The following is an 18808-nucleotide window of genomic DNA, read 5'->3' as shown; positions in this document are numbered from 1 at the left end:
AGAGAATAATGTGGATGAAAATACAGCGAGTGAAAACGGTTATCTATAGCGTAAGCTTACTGGTCGCTGCCAGTAGCTTGATGCCGATAGCGAACGCCGCAGAAAAACTTCAGACAACGCTACGTGTAGGGACTTACTTTCGGGCTGGGCACGTGCCAGATGGGATGGTGCTTGCGCAAGGCTGGGTGACTTATCACGGCAGTCACAGCGGGTTTCGGGTATGGAGCGATGAGCAAAAGGCGGGTAACACGCCTGCCGTATTGCTGCTGAGCGGGCAACAGGATCCTCGCCATCACATTCAGGTTCGCCTGGAGGGTGAGGGGTGGCAACCAGATACAGTGAATGGTCGTGGCGCCATTTTAAGAACCGCTGCAGATAACGCCAGTTTCAGTGTGGTCGTTGATGGTAATCAGGAAGTGCCTGCGGACACCTGGACGCTGGATTTTAAGGCCTGTGCATTGGCGCAGGAGAATACGTAGACATCTGTTCCACTCATACTTCCTGTATCAGTGAATAAGGCGAATACTGTATATCAGGCTCGAGGATGTATTGAAAATTTACTCAAGGTAAATATGGTTAGCAATCTTCATTGCAGAAAAATCAATTGCTGATTCATTTTAAAATCTGAAATTCATCTTTTTTTGTAGGGAGAGGAATATTATGTTTCGTAAAATAATTTAACGGACACTGATGCCTTTATTATTTTCTGTTTTGTGGATTTGTTTGATTCACTCTTTTGTGAGCGGGGCTTTATAAGCCCCTGGTATAAGGTTTGTTTATCTGTCAGGTATTCATATGTGATATTTAAGATTTTATGTTTAGGGGGCTTTTTCTTGTCCCCTCAGGCGTAAAAATAATTTATTTTTTACATAAAGGAATAAAGCATATGTCTTATGCACGACATTTACCGGTATTAATGTATCACCATGTCAGTGATAAACCCGGACAGATAACCTTATCTCCCCGTACGTTCCGGGCGCAGATGAAATGGCTGGCTGAATCTGGCTGGAAGACCGTTACCGCTGCAGAGGTGGAAGCTTTTTATCATGGTGCAAGATTGCCTCGTAAAAGCGTCATGCTGACCTTTGATGGCGGCTGGCTGGATAACTGGTTGCAGGTTTTTCCGGTGCTGCAGGAGTTTAATCTGCATGCGCATCTCTTTCTTGTGACCAGTTTGATCAGTGACGGACCGGTCCGTATTCCTGCAGGCGAACCGGTGTACTCTCATGATGAGTGTCAGATGCTGGTTAAACAAGGCCGGGCTGATGAGGTCATGCTGCGCTGGTCAGAGGTCCGGGAGATGCACCTCAGTGGCCTTGTTGAGTTTCACTCGCACACGCACACCCACCGACGCTGGGACCAGAAACCTGTGTCCCGTAATCCGTCGGATTTGCTTCGTGTCGATATTCTTCTTAGTCGTAAGCGGATGAGGGAGATGCTGGGTTACTGCAGTCAGCATCTGTGCTGGCCTGAGGGCTGGTATTGTTCTGACTATATTCATGTGGCTGAAGAGCTGGGGTTCACATACCTGTATACCACAGAAAGGCGTATGAACAATCCAGTCATCGGTTCACAGCGTATTGGTCGTATTAACACAAAGGAGCGAAAGAATGTGGGCTGGCTGAAACGTCGTCTGTTTTATCACACCACGCCCGGATTTTCTTCGCTGCTGGCCCGGCATAAGGGGGCACGTCGGATAGCTGACTGAGCCGGAGACCAGGATGAAAGTGCTGCATACCGAATCCTCCCCCATCATCGGCGGGCAGGGGTTGTAGGCTATATCCCAAATGATGGTGCTGATTTTGAGCAGAAATAAGATAACACCGGAGGCCGTGATAGACCCGGTTGCGCAGAATCTGGAGGCAGCAGGTCACTGGCGCAGGGCTTCTACCCGCTGGCTTTTGGTCATGGGAGATTTTGAATGTACAGAGGCCCAGCGGGAGTGGTTGTTGTTGCGCCGGAATTATTGCCTTGCGCAGATATCTTCCCCTGGCGCCAGTAAAGCTGGATATCAGCGACGTGACGAAATGAGAGGAGCCTGCACATAGGTTTATGTTTTGAGTAAGCGTCTTATTTAAACCGTCTGTTCTGTTTCCTCCGCTTTCACAAATAATGTCGAGCCGGGTGGGGGACTCAAGTAAGAATAATCTGGCGATGTTTTGCTTGTTTCCACGGGATAATTTGTTAGGTGAACGATACAATTAATGCGCTCCAGACTGCGTCACAGAAAAGGAGAATGCCTTTGCAGAACGGGCGCATGACAATGAACCACTTTATTATTGGTATCTGGTTCGGCGACAACCTTGACGATCACGTCTGAGATAGGGTATTTACACTGAGTGGTAAACAGGTTCAATTAGTAACCGGAGATGGATGCAAAATCATGATCGATTCAGATGCTATTTTGCAGCCAATAGATTTTTTATTAAGATGATATCAAGGACATTGAGGCACACAATGACGTATCAGTAAGTCGTTGATAGCTCATTTGATATAAGAATTTCTTTTATCAACGGAAGATAATGATGGAACTGATCAATAATCGTGGTATGCGAGACTGGATGATATTTATTAAAGTGGCGGAAGTAGGGAATCTTTCCCGGGCTGCACGGGAATTAGATATTAGCATTTCTGCTGTCAGTAAATCGCTTAGCCGCCTTGAGAATTCTATTGAGGTTACTTTACTTCGGCGCGATTCACATCACTTAGAACTGACTGGAGCTGGTCAGACAGCCTATGCAAGCATGAAAAGGATAACATCTTCCTTTCAGTCCTTGCTGGATGAATTGCGAAATCCGGATAAAATTATCAGAGGGAGTATAAAATTTTCGGCTCCGGCTATTGTCTGTGAGTTTCTTGCCAATAAGTGGATATGGGAATTTACAGCTAGCTATCCGGATACAAAAATCTACCTGGATTCACGAGAGCGTAGCGATTTTTTTAGTAAATCCCTGGAGTTTGATGAGCTGGTTTTTAAAAGTGGCATAATCGAAAGTGAGGATCTCGTGTATCGAAAGATAAGCCCTTTAAAGTTGGTTCTTTGTGCGAGTCCGAAATATATCAGAAAATATGGCAGGATCTCACATCCTGGCGATTTGGAAAATCACATTATTATGGGTCTTCACAACCATGGTCTTTCCGGACCTCTTACTCTTTTCCGTCAAGATGAATCATACACTATTAGTGGCGCTGTTAATGTTCATTTATCTTCCAATAATCTTTTGAGTGTTCTTAATTTGGTTTTAGAAGGAAAGGGTATCAACCTCATGACTCCGGCCTGGCTTGCCACCAAATACTTAAAAAATAATGAACTTGAAATTATACTTCCTGAATGGAGGGTTCCAGATCTCCCCATTTATCTTGTATGGCGTCATCGTCAGTATTATTCTCCTTTATTTCAACGCTTTCTGTCTTTTATTGAAGATAAATGGAATAATCGCCCACAAATTGATTTTCTGAATGATGATTAACCCGTTTGGAATGGTTTTGACACGTTCCTGACTTAAACCCACATGATGATGACTGAATTGAGGCATCGAGATATGCGACTGGTCAGCCAGTCGTCTTTTGACGATGCCCAATACAAAACATGATGCCGACTGACGGAAATGATAATACCCGGAAACAGGACGGGACTGTTTTTGGGCAGCCGGAAGTTAAGCCCATACCAGAAACGTTGCAGTGTACTGAAAAATGGCGCCAGGTTGCACCTGTTCAACGATTTTCTGAAGGCGCAGGAGTATTCATTACTGATATCCTCCATTGCGCCTTCGGGAACCCACAGGACCAGCTATTTTACCGATAGTGTTTAAAAGGCGTAAGTAATGCCGAGCATGAAGTCATTGGAGGCAGCCTTTGTGTCTGCATCATAAGCGGTATGTTCATCACCAGCATAGTGATTTTTTGAAATGCTTACTTTGCCAGCATTAATGTATTTATAACTGGCGTCAATCATAATATTATCTGTTACAGCATATTTTGCACCGATACCTGCGCCCCAGGCAAAGTTATTTTTTGAAGCAGACAGAGTTTCATTAATACCAAAACCAACAGGAATGGTGTTATTACTTAGCTTCACATGAGCGAGGCCAACGCCTACGCTGATATAGGGAGTAAATGCCGTACTATTGTGAAAATCATAATAGCCATTAACCATGTAAGTGGTCATTCGGACCTGATTTTTTACATTTATGTGTACTGGATCACCAAATGCAATAATATCCTGCCCGCCTTTAGCATCCGTCTCACCTCTGAAAGTGGTATCCAGTTCTAAACGTACTGGAAGCTGGAATGGATCATAAAAGTTATAACCGATAGCAACCCCGCCGCCAAAAACGCCTTTGGTACGGTCAGGTAACGTTGCATGACCATTGACTATCTCATCCTGGCTGAAGGTTGAGTTGATTCCATAGACATTGACTACGGATGTCCCCGCTTTCCCGGTGATATAGATCCCTTCTTTTGCTGATGCAGTAGCGGACCAGGCTACCACAAGGGGAATGATGCAGACTGCGAAAAAGTTTTTCATTTCAGAACCTGCCTTAATATTGGGCTAAAAGACAAGTTTCACGGTATAGGGTGTGATATAACGATTACATAAACGAAGCCCAAAAAACGGTCTATTGTAACGCTGGGTTTTCTGTAAGCGGGTAAAAAATGAGATGAAGATTTTAAATAACAATACGATAATCGTCGGTATGGAAATCCATCTCCTCGCCAAATTGCCCAACGTATGCCAGCCCCACGTACGGTTTCACTTCTACGTTATGTAACGGGTAGTGTGAGATAGAGCGATGTTGTAAGAAAAAGATGAAGATGAATTTGTACCTGTCCTGGATAAAGCCCGTTATCCAGAAATAACGGGCAAAAATATTTACTCAAGTGCCTGGGCGAGATCTTGTTGTACCTGTTGACGCTGTTCTGGTGTTAAGACTTTGCTTAAATCAAAATAATATTTAACCCGATAATAGCGAGCCTGTTGTTCTATGTTACTGAAGGCTGCAAGCTGCTGTTTTACGGCGGCGTCATCCCATTTACCGGATTTAATCACCTCTATCAGCGCACCGTCTTTAATTCCCTTCATAGAAATCTGACTGACGTCGGTTTCCAGTTGTTGGTGAAGTTTTTTGATCCGGGTAATCTGATCGTTTGTCAGCTTCAGATGCTGGACAATAGGATCCTGGGCGGGCAGGGGAGGATTGGGGACAGCGGTGGCGAAAGCGCCAAAAGAAACGCCCGCCAGAGTCGCTGCCAGTAAAGTTGTGCGTACAAAGTTTTTCATGAAGATATCCTGATAAGGGAGTGATTAACCGTTTTTATTACCCACGAATGGCGAGCAATTATCTTAGAGCCTATCCCATTAGGCGTTATTGGCGCAGCCAGTTTGGACACGGACAGCGCGCAAAAACCGGAGCGTACACGTAGTACGTGAGGATTTTGAGCACTGCCTAGGTCCAAAATGGCAAGTAAAATAGCCCTAATGGGATAGGCTCTTAGTCAGAATACGTTGCCTGCCACATTACGCCACGCGAATTTGTTTTACGGAGAGTTACGGAGTGAAACAATCCCGCCGCGGTGAGCGGCAGGTTGCTTACAAGGTGAATGGATCGGCATCGCGCCAGGCTGGAAATTTTTCGCGATAGTCCTGCAAGGCGACGAGAGAAAGATCGGCATCAATACGTGTCGCTTGGTGTGGTTCGGCGGTGGCGATAATATCACCCTGGGGATTAATGATCCGGCTATCGCCGCGATAATGTAACCCATTGCCATCGGTGCCAACCCGGTTGCAGCCTGCGACATAAGCCTGATTTTCAATAGCGCGCGCTGTCAGTAATGTTTGCCAGTGTAGCGAGCGCGGCGCAGGCCAGTTCGCTACATACAGCGCCAGATCGTAATCATTGCGGTTGCGCGACCATATCGGAAAGCGCAGATCGTAACAGATCAGCGGCAGGATGCGCCAACCGCGCCACTGCACGATGATGCGTTTATCGCCTGCGGCATAATGTTGATGTTCATCCGCCATACGAAACAGATGGCGCTTATCATAGAGATGAACCTTGCCTTCCGGTTCAACCAGTAAGAAGCGATTTACGGCGCCGCGCTCAGTTTGTAGCGCCGCGCTGCCGGCAATCAGAGCGTCAGTTTGTCGGGCTTTGGCCTGCATCCACGTAATCACGCTATCTTGCGAAAGTGAGTTATTAGCGGCCTCCATCGCAAAGCCGGTGGTAAACATTTCAGGCAGAACAATCACATCCCGGCCAGATACGAGCTCTAGCTGTCTGTCAAAATGACGCAGGTTTGCCGGGCCGTCCATCCAGACTAAAGGTTGTTGCAACAGAGTAATTTTCAAACCAGACACGATCGGAGCTCCTCATTGAACAGCGTCTTTACACTGTAGCATGAGCAATAATAAAAAAGCGGCAAGAAAAAGCCCCGCGAAAGCGGGGCAGGAAAGAGGCGAGACTGATTATGCGGCTTCGACTTTACGCACTTTCTCCGGCAGCTTTACCGGTTTGGTCGCCAGCGCTTCAGGTTCAAAATCATCAACGTTGATACTGCGCAGGCGGCTCTCTTCCGCTTTCGCCAGGATGGCGGCTTCATCTTTATCTATAAGCCCTTTCGCCAGCGCATTGCGCGCCAGTTCATCCAGACGAGTAAACGGCAGATTTTTACCCAGTTCTTTGCAGATGCGCTGGTGGATAGGGTCGGCAGCGATGACATCACGCAGCGCTTCTTCCAGTAAACCGACCGGATTATGTTCGGCGGGCGTCAGATACTGTCCGCGCCCAATGCGTGAACGTGTGGCGTTCGGCACCTGCAGGATCTTCGCCACGGCGTGATCCAGCTTATCAGACGGCGCCAGATAATGACGGCCAGTCGGGAAGATCATCGCGGTGAGCAATCCGGCCACGACGCGGTTCGGGAAGTTCTGCAGCAGATCGTCCATCGCTTGTTCAGCACGATACAGCGCATCCTGTACGCCCCAGTGCACCAGCGGCAGGTCGGCTTCGTGGCGACCTTCGTCGTCGTAACGCTTCAGTACGGCTGAGGCCAGATAAAGCTGACTCAACACATCGCCCAGACGCGCGGAGATACGCTCGCGGCGTTTCAGGCTGCCGCCCAGTACCGCCATTGACACGTCAGACAGCAGCGCCAGATTTGCGCTCAGTCGGTTCAGATGCTGGTAATAACGCTTCGTGGCGTCGCCGGTTGGCGTATGGCTCGTTAATCCGCGGGTCAGGCCAAGCCAGAAACTGCGAACGGTATTGCTGCCGACATGGCCAATATGTTTAAACAACAGCTTATCAAAGGCATTGACATCATTATTCTGCGCTGCGGCCATCTCTTCCAGTACATAAGGATGGCAGCGAATGGCGCCCTGACCAAAGATCATCATGCTACGGGTCAGGATATTCGCGCCTTCCACGGTAATCGCGATAGGCGCGCCCTGGTAAGCACGCGCCAGGAAGTTGCTCTCGCCCAGCATAATGCCTTTACCCCCTGTGATATCCATCGCGTCGATAATTGACTGCTGGCCGCGGTGGGTGCAGTGGTACTTCACGATAGCCGACAGTACCGCCGGTTTTTCGCCCAGCATAATGCCGTAGGTGATTAACGATGCGGCGGCATCCATCACATAAGCGTTACCTGCAATACGCGCCAGCGGTTCTTCAATACCTTCCATCTTGCCGATAGAAATTTTGAACTGACGACGAATGTGAGCATAGGCGCCGGTTGCCAGCGCGACGGATTTCACCCCGCCAGTGGAGTTGGACGGCAGGGTAATACCGCGTCCTACCGACAAACACTCCACCAGCATACGCCAGCCCTGTCCGGCCATTTTGGGGCCGCCGATAATATAATCAATAGGCACGAAAATATCGTTACCGCGGGTTGGACCATTCTGGAACGGAACGTTAAGCGGGAAGTGGCGACGACCAATTTCCACACCCGGCGTTGAGGTGGGGATCAGGGCGCAGGTAATACCCAGCTCTTCTTCTCCGCCTAACAATCTATCCGGATCGGAAAGCTTAAACGCCAGACCCAACACGGTAGCTATCGGCGCCAGCGTAATGTAACGCTTGTTCCAGGTCAGGCGCATACCCAGCACCTGCTGGCCCTGCCATTCGCCCATGCAAACCACGCCGGTATCCGGAATGGCGCCTGCATCAGAACCTGCTTCCGGGCTGGTCAGCGCAAAGCAGGGGATCTCCTGGCCGCGCGCCAGTCGCGGCAGATAGTGATTCTTCTGCTCTTCCGTACCATAGTGCTGCAATAACTCGCCAGGGCCGAGTGAGTTTGGAACGCCGACGGTGATAGCCAGAATCCCGGAGACGCCGGACAGTTTTTGCAGTACACGGGACTGCGCATAAGCGGAGAACTCCAGCCCGCCGTACTCTTTTTTAATGATCATCGCAAAAAAACGATGCTCTTTCAGATAAGCCCACAGTTCCGGCGGCAGATCCGCCAGTTCATGGGTAATCTGGAAATCGTTCGCCATCCGGCACGCTTCTTCTACCGGGCCGTCGAGAAACGCTTGCTCTTCGGCAGTGAGTTGCGGTTGCGGATAGTTGTGCAGTTTTTTCCAGTCAGGCTTGCCCTGGAACAGATCGCCTTCCCACCAGGTTGTACCGGCATCAATCGCTTCTTTCTCAGTGCGCGACATCGGCGGCATGACCTTACGGAAGCCGCGGAACACCGGTGCGGAAATCATTGATTTTCGCATCGGTGTGAGGTTAAACGGCACGAGGATAATGGCCAGAGGAACCAACAGCCAGATGGACCACAGGCCAGCGACGCCAAGTGCGGCGGTCCAGGCGAGCAGAATCAGGCTGCTGAGAAATAAACTCACGCGGTGATAGAACAATGCGCCGAGCAGAACAACCGTAGCGATAATACTCAAAATCATCATAACGAAAAGCTCCCTTGCTTGTAGGAGGTCTGACCACTTGTGATGATTAGGTTGTAGTGGATGTAAAATCTTTTAGCAATGTGTTTACAAAATAATTACAACAAAGCTCACATTGTTGCCGTTTTTGGGGGCACGAAAAATCAAAAGCGTGAGGCGTTAATTCGGCTTATGCTTCTCGCCTGTACTGCTATCCGGTACACTGCATACTGTCATTTACATTCATGCTGAAGGATATCCTCATGTACCAGGATCTTATTCGTAACGAACTGAACGAAGCGGCGGAAACGCTGGCTAATTTTTTAAAAGATGACGCCAATATTCACGCCATTCAGCGCGCGGCGGTCCTGTTGGCTGACAGTTTTAAAGCGGGTGGTAAGGTACTTTCCTGCGGTAACGGCGGCTCCCATTGCGATGCGATGCACTTTGCTGAAGAGCTGACAGGTCGTTATCGTGAAAATCGTCCGGGCTACCCGGCAATTGCGATTTCTGATGTTAGCCATATATCCTGCGTCAGTAATGATTTTGGCTATGACTATATTTTCTCTCGTTACGTTGAAGCGGTAGGGCGCGAAGGCGATGTCCTGTTAGGGATCTCGACGTCGGGTAACTCTGGTAACGTGATTAAAGCGATTGCCGCGGCCCGTGAAAAAGGCATGAAAGTGATTACGTTGACCGGCAAAGACGGAGGCAAAATGGCGGGAACGGCGGATATTGAAATTCGCGTACCGCACTTCGGTTATGCCGATCGTATTCAGGAAATTCATATCAAAGTGATTCATATCCTGATTCAGTTGATCGAAAAAGAGATGGTTAAATAACTATACCCGTCATACTTCAAGCTGCAGGTGCGTTGGTTGCGCTCAGAAACCCCAGTCACATAGTTATCTATGTTCCTGGGGATTTCCTCCCTTACCGCCTTCCTGCAACTCGAATTATTTAGGGTATAGCATATTGTTTTCTTTGATATTTTTAGTTTTGATTGGCTGTAAAAATTACGCCTTCCCGCTTAAGGCGTTTGTGGAGGTGATGTATGTGCGAACTGCTTGGGATGAGCGCCAATGTGCCGACGGATATCTGCTTTAGCTTCACCGGACTGGTGCAGCGTGGCGGCGGAACCGGGCCGCATAAAGACGGCTGGGGAATTACCTTTTACGAAGGAAAGGGCTGTCGCACGTTTAAAGATCCGCAACCGAGCTACCATTCGCCGATTGCGAAGCTGGTACAGAATTACCCGATCAAGTCCTGCTCGGTTATCTCCCATATCCGTCAGGCTAATCGCGGTGAAGTGGCGCTGGAAAATACGCACCCTTTTACCCGGGAATTATGGGGACGCAACTGGACTTATGCTCATAACGGTCAGCTCAACGGTTATAAGTCGCTGGAAACCGGTAATTTTCGTCCGGTGGGGGAAACCGACAGCGAAAAAGCGTTTTGCTGGCTATTGCATAAATTAACGCAGCGTTATCCCCGCACGCCGGGCAACATGACAGCGGTATTTAAATATATTGCGACACTGGCGACGGTATTACGTGAAAAAGGCGTTTTTAACATGCTGCTGTCAGATGGGCGATATGTGATGGCGTTTTGCTCAACCCATTTGCACTGGATCACTCGCCGGGCGCCGTTTGGCGTAGCCACGCTGGTGGATCAGGATATGGAAATTGATTTCAGTTCACAGACCACGCCAAATGACGTGGTTACCGTGATTGCTACCCAGCCGCTAACGGGGAATGAAACCTGGCAAAAGATTATGCCAGGCGAATGGGCGTTATTTTGCCTCGGAGAGCGTATAATTTGAGGCCAGCTGTGGCTGAACGACTTCGTGACTCAACGGTTTGCTCACGACGTAACGTCCATCAACGATAGAAACAGTTGGCGGCTTATGCGTCTGTTCAAAATAATCGTAGCCGGGTTTTAGCTGCGCCCAGAAATCTTTGTAATAAGAATATTTATGACGCTGCATATTGGCGTCGGTCATCCGGAACGGATAAATACTCACCTGCACGCTCGGCTGACCAAAGACCAGCGCGGCGGTGACAAACTGGAAAATCTCATCAATGCCGCTGTCGGTCATGGCATAGCAGCCGACGGAAACACAGGCGCCGTGAATCATCAGATACTTACCATCATAGCCATGCGCGCGATCGTAGGCATTGGGAAAACCAATGTTGATGGCCTTATAAAAACGGCTGTCTGGCTTGAGTTGATTACGCTGAACGCTGTAAAACCCTTCCGGACTTTTAAAATCGCCCTGACGGCGTTTCGGGCCTAACCCGCCGGAATAGTTGCAAATTTTGTAGCTATCAAGCAACTGGTATTGCTCACCCATTTTGACGTAGAGATCAAGAGTGCGCTCTTCTTTAAAAATCTGAATATAGACCGGTGAGCCCATTAACTGCTGCTTATACTCTTTACTGACCGGCGTGACGGGGCTGCTGCTGCTCAGCAAACCGGCAAATGAGACGCACGGCATCAGAAGCATCGCAAGAAAAAATGCGATTTTACGCATACTGCTTGTTCCTTGATAAAACGGTTACACACGCCAGAACGGCAAAAGAGTCCCCAAATCGGAGTAATCTGGATTTGGAGCGCTCACATTAGCACCACGGCAGTTTTTCGCAAGTCCCCGTGTGTACGTTTACAATTTTCCCGCCGCTTTCGTCGTCATACCTTCGAATATGTCGCATTTTTAACGCGAATGTATCTTTGCGCGCAATAAAACATACTGTACACTTAAACAGTATTGTGGGGGCGAGCGATGCGCAAAATCATACATGTTGATATGGACTGTTTTTTTGCCGCGGTAGAGATGCGTGATAATCCGGCGTTACGCGATATTCCCATTGCCATTGGCGGGAGTCGTGAGCGAAGAGGCGTTATCAGTACCGCCAACTATCCTGCGCGCCAGTTTGGCGTACGCAGCGCGATGCCGACCGCCATGGCGCTAAAGCTGTGCCCCCATCTCACCCTATTGCCTGGCCGCTTTGACGCCTATAAAGAGGCTTCGCGGCATGTACGTGACATCTTTTCCCGCTACACTTCACTGATTGAACCGCTCTCGCTGGATGAAGCCTGGCTGGATGTGACTGACAGCCCGCACTGTTATGGATCGGCAACTCTGATCGCTAGGGAGATTCGTCAGACTATTTTCAATGAACTGCAACTCACCGCCTCCGCCGGCGTTGCGCCAGTGAAATTTCTGGCGAAGATCGCCTCCGATCTCAATAAACCGAACGGACAATATGTTATTACGCCAGCCGATGTACCCGACTTTCTTAAAACGTTGCCGTTAGCCAAAATTCCAGGCGTGGGGAAAGTTTCCGCCGCCAAACTGGAAAATATGGGGTTAAGAACCTGCGGGGATATTCAACAGTGCGATCTGGCGATGCTTCTCAAACGCTTTGGTAAATTTGGCCGGGTATTATGGGAGCGTAGTCAGGGTATTGACGAGCGTGATGTTAACAGCGAAAGGCTGCGTAAATCGGTAGGTGTTGAGCGTACTCTGGCGGAGGATATTCATGAATGGTCGGACTGCGAGGCCATTATTGAACATTTATATCCGGAACTGGAGCGTCGTCTGGCTATAGTAAAGCCCGATTTACTGATTGCCCGACAGGGCGTTAAATTAAAATTTAATGATTTTCAGCAAACCACTCAGGAACATGTCTGGCCGCAATTAAATAAAGAAGACTTAATTACCACCGCCCGTAAAACCTGGGACGAGCGTCGCGGCGAGCGCGGCGTACGGCTGGTGGGGCTACACGTAACGCTGCTCGACCCTCAACTGGAACGACAGTTGGTGTTAGGGTTATAAGTCAGGCCATTAATATTTTATCACTATTACGATTGCGCCATCTAAATTTCAGTATTACTATACCCGCGTTTTCTCATTCTCAATAACTGCAAAGGAGGTTCATCATGACACTTTATTCTCTGAACGCACTTTGCAGACCTTTCCAGGATTAATTTTCTTTTATTGCCCTGGATTAGTCTGCCATTTCCTGATTTTTTAATTCATATATGGAATGGTATATGGGCAATTATATTCGTCCTTTATCAGATGTGGTATTTTCTATCGCATCGGATAACCTGTGGATCGAAGATTCCGCGATCCAACAATTATATACGACGGCTAAGTTAACCGGTATGAAACGCGTTATCGGGATGCCAGATCTGCATCCGGGGCGCGGCTATCCTATTGGCGCAGCCTTTTTCTCGCGTGGACGTTTTTATCCGGCGCTGGTCGGCAACGATATCGGCTGCGGCATGGCGTTATGGCAAACGGATATTTTAGGGCGTAAATATAACGCCGATAAACTGGAGAAGCGGCTGGCGTCGCTGCCTGACGTGGCGGACGCGCAGTGGCTGGAGGAGAATGTCCCCGCCGCAATGCAGCATCATTCGTGGCGCTCTGCGCTGGGTTCCATTGGCGGCGGCAATCATTTTGCCGAGCTGCAGCAGGTCGATCGCATCGTCGATGCTGATTCGTTCGCTTTGTCGGGGTTGCAAAAAGCGCAGTTATTACTGCTGGTACACAGTGGTTCACGCGGTCTGGGGCAAGCTATCCTGCGTCGTCATGTGGAGGCGTTTTCGCATAACGGTTTGCCGGAAGATAGCGACGATGCGCGCCACTACCTTGCAGAACATGACGATGCGCTGGCATTTGCCCGCAGTAATCGCGCGCTGATTGCCCGCCGGATACTGCAACAGCTCAGGGCTGAGGGCGAGCCGCGGCTGGATGTGGCGCATAACTTCGTTGAACCCTGTACTGTCGCGGGTAAGGCGGGGTGGCTGCACCGTAAAGGCGCTACGCCAGATGGGCAGGGACTGGTGATTATCCCCGGCTCGCGCGGCGATTATAGCTGGCTGGTGAAACCCGTCGTCAGCGAGGAGAGCCTCTTCTCCCTGGCGCACGGTGCGGGGCGCAAATGGATGCGTACCGAGTGTAAAGACCGGTTATCGGCAAAATTTACCCCGCGACAGCTCTGCCGTACCGGGATGGGTAGCCGGGTGATTTGCCGCGATCGCCAGCTCATTTATGAAGAAGCGCCGCAGGCGTATAAATCCATCGATAGCGTTGTGGATTGTCTGGCAGACGCCGGACTGATTACGCCGGTTGCCTGCCTGCGTCCGGTGCTGACGCTGAAAACCTCAGGGGAGAAAAGCGCATGATCCTACTGCAACTTTCTTCCGCACAGGGACCGGACGAGTGTTGTCTGGCGGTAAAAAAAGCGCTGGACTGTCTGACGAAAGAAGCCGCCAGAGAAAAGGTATCGTTGACGCGACTTGAAACGGAGCCGGGACGATTACCAGACACGCTGCGTTCCGCGCTGGTCTCGCTGGACGGCGAAAAAGCTATGGCTTTCAGTGAACGTTGGTGCGGCACGTTACTGTGGATTTGTACCAGCCCGTATCGCCCGCACCATGGGCGAAAAAACTGGTACGTCGGCATTGGGCGCTTTTCCGCCGACGAACACATACAGTCTGATGAGATTCGTTTCGAGACTCTGCGCTCTTCCGGCCCGGGTGGGCAGCACGTTAATAAAACCGACTCGGCAGTGCGGGCCACGCACCTGGCGAGCGGGATTAGCGTGAAGGTTCAGTCGGAGCGCAGTCAACATGCGAATAAGCGTCTGGCCCGGCTGCTGATTGCCTGGCGGCTGGAACAGCAACGGCAAAATGAGTGTGCGGCGTTGAAGTCTGAAAGGCGTCTGTTCCATCATCAGATTGAGCGCGGCAATCCGCTGCGGATATTTAAAGGAATGGCGTTTACGCCACAATAATTCGGTGCTACCAGCGCTGTTATAGGGCTGTCTGGCTATTCGCGTGTAGCCGCAGCGCTATTCAGCGCATCCAGGAGAGCTTATCTGGCAATGGATACCCGATATTCCATATTGATAGCCCGTCCAGAAATGGGACGGGCATTTTAGCGCTTTCTTACTTCGCAGGAATCGCTTTCAGCAATTCGGTCAGCAGAGTCCAGTAGTGGCCGACGCTTTCGATATGTACCTGCTCATCCGGAGAGTGAGGTCCGGTAATGGTAGGCCCAATAGAAACCATGTCCATATCCGGATAGGGTTTCTTAAACAGACCGCATTCCAGGCCGGCGTGGATAATCTGGATGTTCGGTGTCTTGTTGAACAGACGCTGATAGGTTTCCCGCACCAGGTGCATGACCGGCGAGTTCGCATCGGGCTGCCAGCCAGGATAGCTGCCTTTTGCTTCGGTTTTCGCGCCAGCCAGCTTGCCCAGCGAATCCAGCATACTCACCACATAATCTTTACCGCTGTCGATAAGAGAGCGAATCAGGCAGTGAATTTCGACATTCGCATCAGACATTGTGACCACGCCAACGTTCAGCGATGTTTCCACTACGCCTTTCGCCACGTCTGAATTGCGGATCACGCCGTTCGGCGTTGCGTTCAGCAGGCGCACAAAGGTATCGCGTGACGGCGCGGTCAATGCGGCTTTATCACTGGCAACCTCATTGAGTTGCAGCGTCAGGTTTTTCTCTTTTTCCGCCAGTTCGTTTTTCAGAATATCCTGGTAAGCGTTCACTAATGTTTTCAGAGCGCCTACGTTGTCTGCGGCAACGGCGAGGGTAGCGAACGCTTCGCGCGGAATCGCGTTACGCAGCGTGCCGCCGTTGAAATCGATCAGACGCAGATCCAGTTCTTCTGCGTGCCCGGCCAGAAAACGCGCCAGCAATTTGTTGGCATTGCCAAGACCGAGGTGAATTTCACCACCGGAGTGGCCGCCTTTCAGGCCTTTCAGGGTTAGCTTAAAGCACGCAAATCCTGCGGGTACAGCTTCACGGGTCAACGGCAGATTAGAGGTAAAATCAATACCGCCTGCGCAGCCCATATAGATCTCACCTTCTTCTTCAGAGTCGGTGTTGATCAGGATGTCGGCCTGCAACCAGCCGGACTGGAGGCCGAACGCGCCATCCATGCCCGCTTCTTCGGTCATGGTCAGCAGCACTTCCAGCGGGCCATGGACGACATTATCATCAGCCAGTACCGCTAACGCAGAAGCCATTCCAATACCATTGTCGGCGCCGAGCGTAGTACCGCGCGCTTTAACCCATTCGCCATCAATATAAGGCTGGATAGGATCTGTAGTGAAGTCGTGAACGGTGTCGCTATTTTTTTGCGGCACCATATCCAGATGCGCCTGTAAAACGACCGGCTTGCGATTTTCCATACCTGCAGTGGCGGGCTTACGGATCAGAATATTACCGACCTGGTCGCGATCCACGTAAAGGCCTTTCTCTTTGGCCCAACTCACAATATGTTCCGCGAGTTGCTCTTCGTGATAGGACGGGTGAGGAATAGAACAGATTTTGGCAAAAATATCCCACAAAGGTTGTGGTGATAACTGAGACAGTTCAGACACGATAAGTCTCCTTGGCGGTGGTCTGAAAAACGTTCTTACAGGCCACAGGGTTAGCGGAATTGATAACTCTTACGAGATGCGACTGAGAATACCACTTTCTCCGCCTGCGGGTAGTATAAAGCATACAAAAAGAGGCGTGGATTCCGCTAAACACTGGTTTTTAGCGCGTCAGGTCTCTATAATCTCGCGCAACTATTTCCCCCTCGAACACTTTTTAAGCCGTAGATAAACAGGCTGGGACACTTCACATGAGCGAAAAATACGTCGTCACCTGGGACATGTTGCAGATTCACGCACGCAAACTGGCGAGCCGCCTCATGCCTTCAGAACAATGGAAAGGCATTATTGCCGTAAGTCGTGGCGGCCTTGTACCGGGCGCACTACTGGCGCGTGAATTGGGCATTCGTCATGTCGATACCGTATGCATCTCCAGCTACGATCACGATAACCAGCGCGAACTGAAAGTGCTGAAACGTGCAGAAGGCGACGGCGAAGGCTTTATCGTCATCGACGATCTGGTCGATACCGGCGGCACCGCCGTCGCGATTCGTGAAATGTACCCTAAAGCGCATTTCGTCACGATTTTCGCTAAACCGGCGGGCCGTCCGCTGGTTGATGATTATGTTATTGATATTCCTCAGAACACCTGGATTGAACAGCCCTGGGATATGGGTGTGGTATTTGTACCGCCGATTTCAGGTCGTTAATCAGCAGCTTTTCAGAGCGCCCGGCAATGCCGGGCGCTGTTTTATTGGTTACAATAAGCCTCTATGAGTATCCAAGGAGGCTGCACGAATGACACAGGCTAACCTCAGCGAAACCCTGTTCAAACCCCGCTTTAAACATACTGAAACGTCTACCCTTGTCCGTCGGTTCAATCGTGGGTCGCAGCCGCCCATGCAATCCGCGCTGGACGGTAAGAATGTCCCGCACTGGTATCGCATGATAAACCGCCTGATGTGGATTTGGCGCGGCGTTGATCCACGAGAAATCCTTGATGTGCAGGCGCGCATTGTGATGAGCGACGCAGAGCGAACGGATGATGATTTATACGATACGGTCATCGGTTACCGCGGCGGCAACTGGATTTATGAGTGGGCAAAGCAGGCGATGGACTGGCAGCAGAAAGCCTGTCAGGAACAGGACGCCATGCGCAGCGGACGCTACTGGCTTCATGCCTCAACGCTCTATAACATTGCCGCCTACCCGCATTTGAAGGGCGATGAGCTGGCGGAGCAGGCGCAGGCGCTGGCGAATCGCGCCTATGAAGAGGCCGCGCAGCGGTTGCCAGGCTCGTTACGTGAAATGGAATTTGCCGTTCCTGGCGGTTCGCCTGTCACCGCGTTTTTACATATGCCGAAAGGGGATGGCCCGTTTCCGACGGTGCTCATGTGCGGCGGCCTGGACGCCATGCAAACCGACTATTACACCCTGTATGAACGCTATTTCGCGCCGCGCGGTATCGCGATGTTAACGCTTGATATGCCTTCGGTTGGATTTTCATCAAAGTGGAAATTAACCCAGGATTCCAGCTTGCTCCATCAGCATGTGTTAAAAGCGCTTCCTAATGTCCCCTGGGTGGATCATACCCGTGTTGCGGCGTTTGGTTTCCGTTTTGGCGCCAACGTTGCGGTGCGTCTGGCCTATCTGGAAGCGCCGCGTTTGAAAGCGGTGGCTTGCCTGGGGCCGGTGGTCCATGCGCTACTTAGCGATCCGCAACGACAGAGCACGGTGCCGGAGATGTATCTGGATGTGCTGGCCAGCCGTCTGGGTATGCATGATGCTTCGGATGAGGCGCTGCGTGTGGAGCTCAATCGCTATTCGTTGAAAGTACAGGGGCTACTGGGCAGACGTTGTCCTACGCCAATGCTTTCCGGCTTCTGGAAAAACGATCCCTTCAGCCCGGAAGAAGAGTCTCGCTTAATTACAACATCATCTTCAGACGGTAAGCTGATAGAGATCCCTTTTAACCCGGTGTACCGCAATTTTGACCGCGCGCTGCAAGAAATTACCGACTGGATTAATCATAGATTGTGTTAATAGATTGATAAATTCTATTGATTTGGTAAAACAGTTGCTTCATTAAAGGAGATCGCAATGACGTTACCGAGTGGACACCCGAAAAGTAGATTGATCAAGAAATTTACCGCGCTTGGCCCCTATATCCGGGAAGGGCAGTGCGAAGACAATCGTTTTTTTTTCGATTGCCTGGCAGTTTGCGTCAACGTGAAGCCCGCGCCAGAGAAGCGTGAATTTTGGGGCTGGTGGATGGAGCTGGAAGCACAAGAGAAACGCTTCACTTATCGTTATCAGTTTGGTTTGTTTGATAAAGAGGGCAACTGGACCGTAGTGCCGATTAACGAAACCGAAGTGGTGGAGCGACTGGAATACACGCTACGCGAGTTTCATGAAAAACTACGCGACCTGCTGATTTCTATGGAGCTGGCGCTGGAGCCGTCTGACGATTTCAACGACGAGCCGGTAAAACTGTCGGCATAACCC

18 protein-coding genes and 1 pseudogene are annotated in these 18808 nt (G+C 50.3%); 13 read left to right on the top strand and 6 right to left on the bottom strand.

Going from position 1 to position 18808, the window contains the following annotated elements; translation table 11 throughout:
- The first annotated feature begins 8 nt into the window (after window positions 1-8).
- The 5 genes and pseudogenes from afaD to QEN31_RS18295 all read left to right on the top strand — a co-directional run bounded on the left by afaD (window position 9) and on the right by QEN31_RS18295 (window position 3805).
- On the top strand, window positions 9-479 hold the full coding sequence (afaD, locus tag QEN31_RS18315; protein ID WP_000266934.1) for an AfaD family invasin: 471 nt from the start codon (window positions 9-11) through the stop codon (window positions 477-479).
- A 407-nt stretch (window positions 480-886) separates the two neighbouring features.
- Window positions 887-1708 carry a polysaccharide deacetylase family protein gene (locus QEN31_RS18310; protein ID WP_000119391.1) on the top strand — a complete coding sequence of 274 codons (822 nt, stop codon included), beginning with the start codon at window positions 887-889 and terminating at the stop codon, window positions 1706-1708.
- Window positions 1709-1790: 82 nt separating this feature from the next.
- Window positions 1791-2028 (top strand): annotated as a pseudogene (locus QEN31_RS18305) (PerC family transcriptional regulator); the annotation flags it as partial.
- Window positions 2029-2522: 494 nt separating this feature from the next.
- Window positions 2523-3470 (top strand): LysR family transcriptional regulator, encoded by a 948-nt coding sequence (locus QEN31_RS18300; RefSeq protein ID WP_000970301.1) that lies wholly within the window; start codon window positions 2523-2525, stop codon window positions 3468-3470.
- Between the two features lie 119 nt (window positions 3471-3589).
- Complete coding sequence (locus QEN31_RS18295; RefSeq protein ID WP_001521596.1) at window positions 3590-3805, top strand: hypothetical protein; 216 nt, start codon at window positions 3590-3592, stop codon at window positions 3803-3805.
- Window positions 3806-3808: 3 nt separating this feature from the next.
- Here the strand turns inward: QEN31_RS18295 and pagN are convergent, their stop codons facing one another.
- The 4 genes from pagN to fadE form a co-directional block, all read right to left on the bottom strand.
- Window positions 3809-4528, bottom strand: a complete 720-nt coding sequence (gene pagN, locus QEN31_RS18290) for an adhesin/invasin protein PagN (RefSeq protein WP_000787608.1) — start codon at window positions 4526-4528, stop codon at window positions 3809-3811.
- Between the two features lie 345 nt (window positions 4529-4873).
- Entirely contained in the window at window positions 4874-5281 is a 408-nt protein-coding gene (locus tag QEN31_RS18285; protein ID WP_000788200.1) for a Spy/CpxP family protein refolding chaperone, read from the bottom strand.
- Window positions 5282-5590: 309 nt separating this feature from the next.
- Complete coding sequence (locus QEN31_RS18280; protein ID WP_000015789.1) at window positions 5591-6358, bottom strand: amidohydrolase; 768 nt, start codon at window positions 6356-6358, stop codon at window positions 5591-5593.
- Between the two features lie 108 nt (window positions 6359-6466).
- Complete coding sequence (gene fadE, locus QEN31_RS18275; protein WP_000973041.1) at window positions 6467-8911, bottom strand: acyl-CoA dehydrogenase FadE; 2445 nt, start codon at window positions 8909-8911, stop codon at window positions 6467-6469.
- A 239-nt stretch (window positions 8912-9150) separates the two neighbouring features.
- Here fadE and lpcA point away from each other — a divergent pair, with 239 nt between their 5' ends.
- Both lpcA and QEN31_RS18265 read left to right on the top strand, forming a co-directional pair.
- Window positions 9151-9729: a D-sedoheptulose 7-phosphate isomerase gene (gene lpcA, locus QEN31_RS18270; protein ID WP_000284051.1), complete on the top strand. Its 579-nt coding sequence runs from the start codon at window positions 9151-9153 to the stop codon at window positions 9727-9729.
- 212 nt (window positions 9730-9941) lie between these two features.
- The gene (locus QEN31_RS18265; RefSeq protein ID WP_000333391.1) at window positions 9942-10709 is read left to right on the top strand and encodes a class II glutamine amidotransferase; all 768 of its coding nucleotides are present in this window, start codon (window positions 9942-9944) and stop codon (window positions 10707-10709) included.
- Here QEN31_RS18265 and dpaA read toward each other — a convergent pair.
- A complete protein-coding gene (gene dpaA / locus QEN31_RS18260; RefSeq protein WP_001225658.1) occupies window positions 10680-11420 on the bottom strand; it encodes a peptidoglycan meso-diaminopimelic acid protein amidase in 741 nt (246 codons plus the stop codon). The genes QEN31_RS18265 and dpaA overlap by 30 nt on opposite strands.
- A gap of 249 nt (window positions 11421-11669) precedes the next feature.
- Between dpaA and dinB the strand changes: the two genes are divergently transcribed.
- The 3 genes from dinB to prfH all read left to right on the top strand — a co-directional run bounded on the left by dinB (window position 11670) and on the right by prfH (window position 14694).
- Complete coding sequence (gene dinB / locus QEN31_RS18255) at window positions 11670-12725, top strand: DNA polymerase IV (protein ID WP_001226198.1); 1056 nt, start codon at window positions 11670-11672, stop codon at window positions 12723-12725.
- Between the two features lie 218 nt (window positions 12726-12943).
- Window positions 12944-14083 (top strand): RNA ligase RtcB family protein, encoded by a 1140-nt coding sequence (locus QEN31_RS18250; protein ID WP_000528883.1) that lies wholly within the window; start codon window positions 12944-12946, stop codon window positions 14081-14083.
- Complete coding sequence (gene prfH / locus QEN31_RS18245) at window positions 14080-14694, top strand: peptide chain release factor H (protein WP_000602086.1); 615 nt, start codon at window positions 14080-14082, stop codon at window positions 14692-14694. Before QEN31_RS18250 ends, prfH begins: the two co-directional genes overlap by 4 nt.
- Before the next feature lie 154 nt (window positions 14695-14848).
- Here prfH and pepD read toward each other — a convergent pair whose 3' ends face one another.
- The gene (gene pepD / locus QEN31_RS18240) at window positions 14849-16306 is read right to left on the bottom strand and encodes a cytosol nonspecific dipeptidase (RefSeq protein WP_001292977.1); all 1458 of its coding nucleotides are present in this window, start codon (window positions 16304-16306) and stop codon (window positions 14849-14851) included.
- A gap of 248 nt (window positions 16307-16554) precedes the next feature.
- Between pepD and gpt the strand changes: the two genes are divergently transcribed.
- The 3 genes from gpt to crl all read left to right on the top strand — a co-directional run bounded on the left by gpt (window position 16555) and on the right by crl (window position 18805).
- The gene (gene gpt / locus QEN31_RS18235) at window positions 16555-17013 is read left to right on the top strand and encodes a xanthine phosphoribosyltransferase (protein WP_001292018.1); all 459 of its coding nucleotides are present in this window, start codon (window positions 16555-16557) and stop codon (window positions 17011-17013) included.
- An 88-nt stretch (window positions 17014-17101) separates the two neighbouring features.
- Window positions 17102-18346 (top strand): esterase FrsA, encoded by a 1245-nt coding sequence (frsA, locus tag QEN31_RS18230; RefSeq protein WP_000189588.1) that lies wholly within the window; start codon window positions 17102-17104, stop codon window positions 18344-18346.
- Between the two features lie 57 nt (window positions 18347-18403).
- Window positions 18404-18805, top strand: coding sequence for a sigma factor-binding protein Crl (gene crl, locus QEN31_RS18225; RefSeq protein WP_000174696.1), 402 nt, complete (start codon window positions 18404-18406; stop codon window positions 18803-18805).
- Window positions 18806-18808: the final 3 nt, after the last annotated feature.

This window comes from Salmonella sp. SA15303 (genome assembly GCF_029962125.1).
GTDB lineage: Bacteria > Pseudomonadota > Gammaproteobacteria > Enterobacterales > Enterobacteriaceae > Salmonella > Salmonella enterica.
This window is presented reverse-complemented; position numbering and strand designations above follow the sequence as displayed.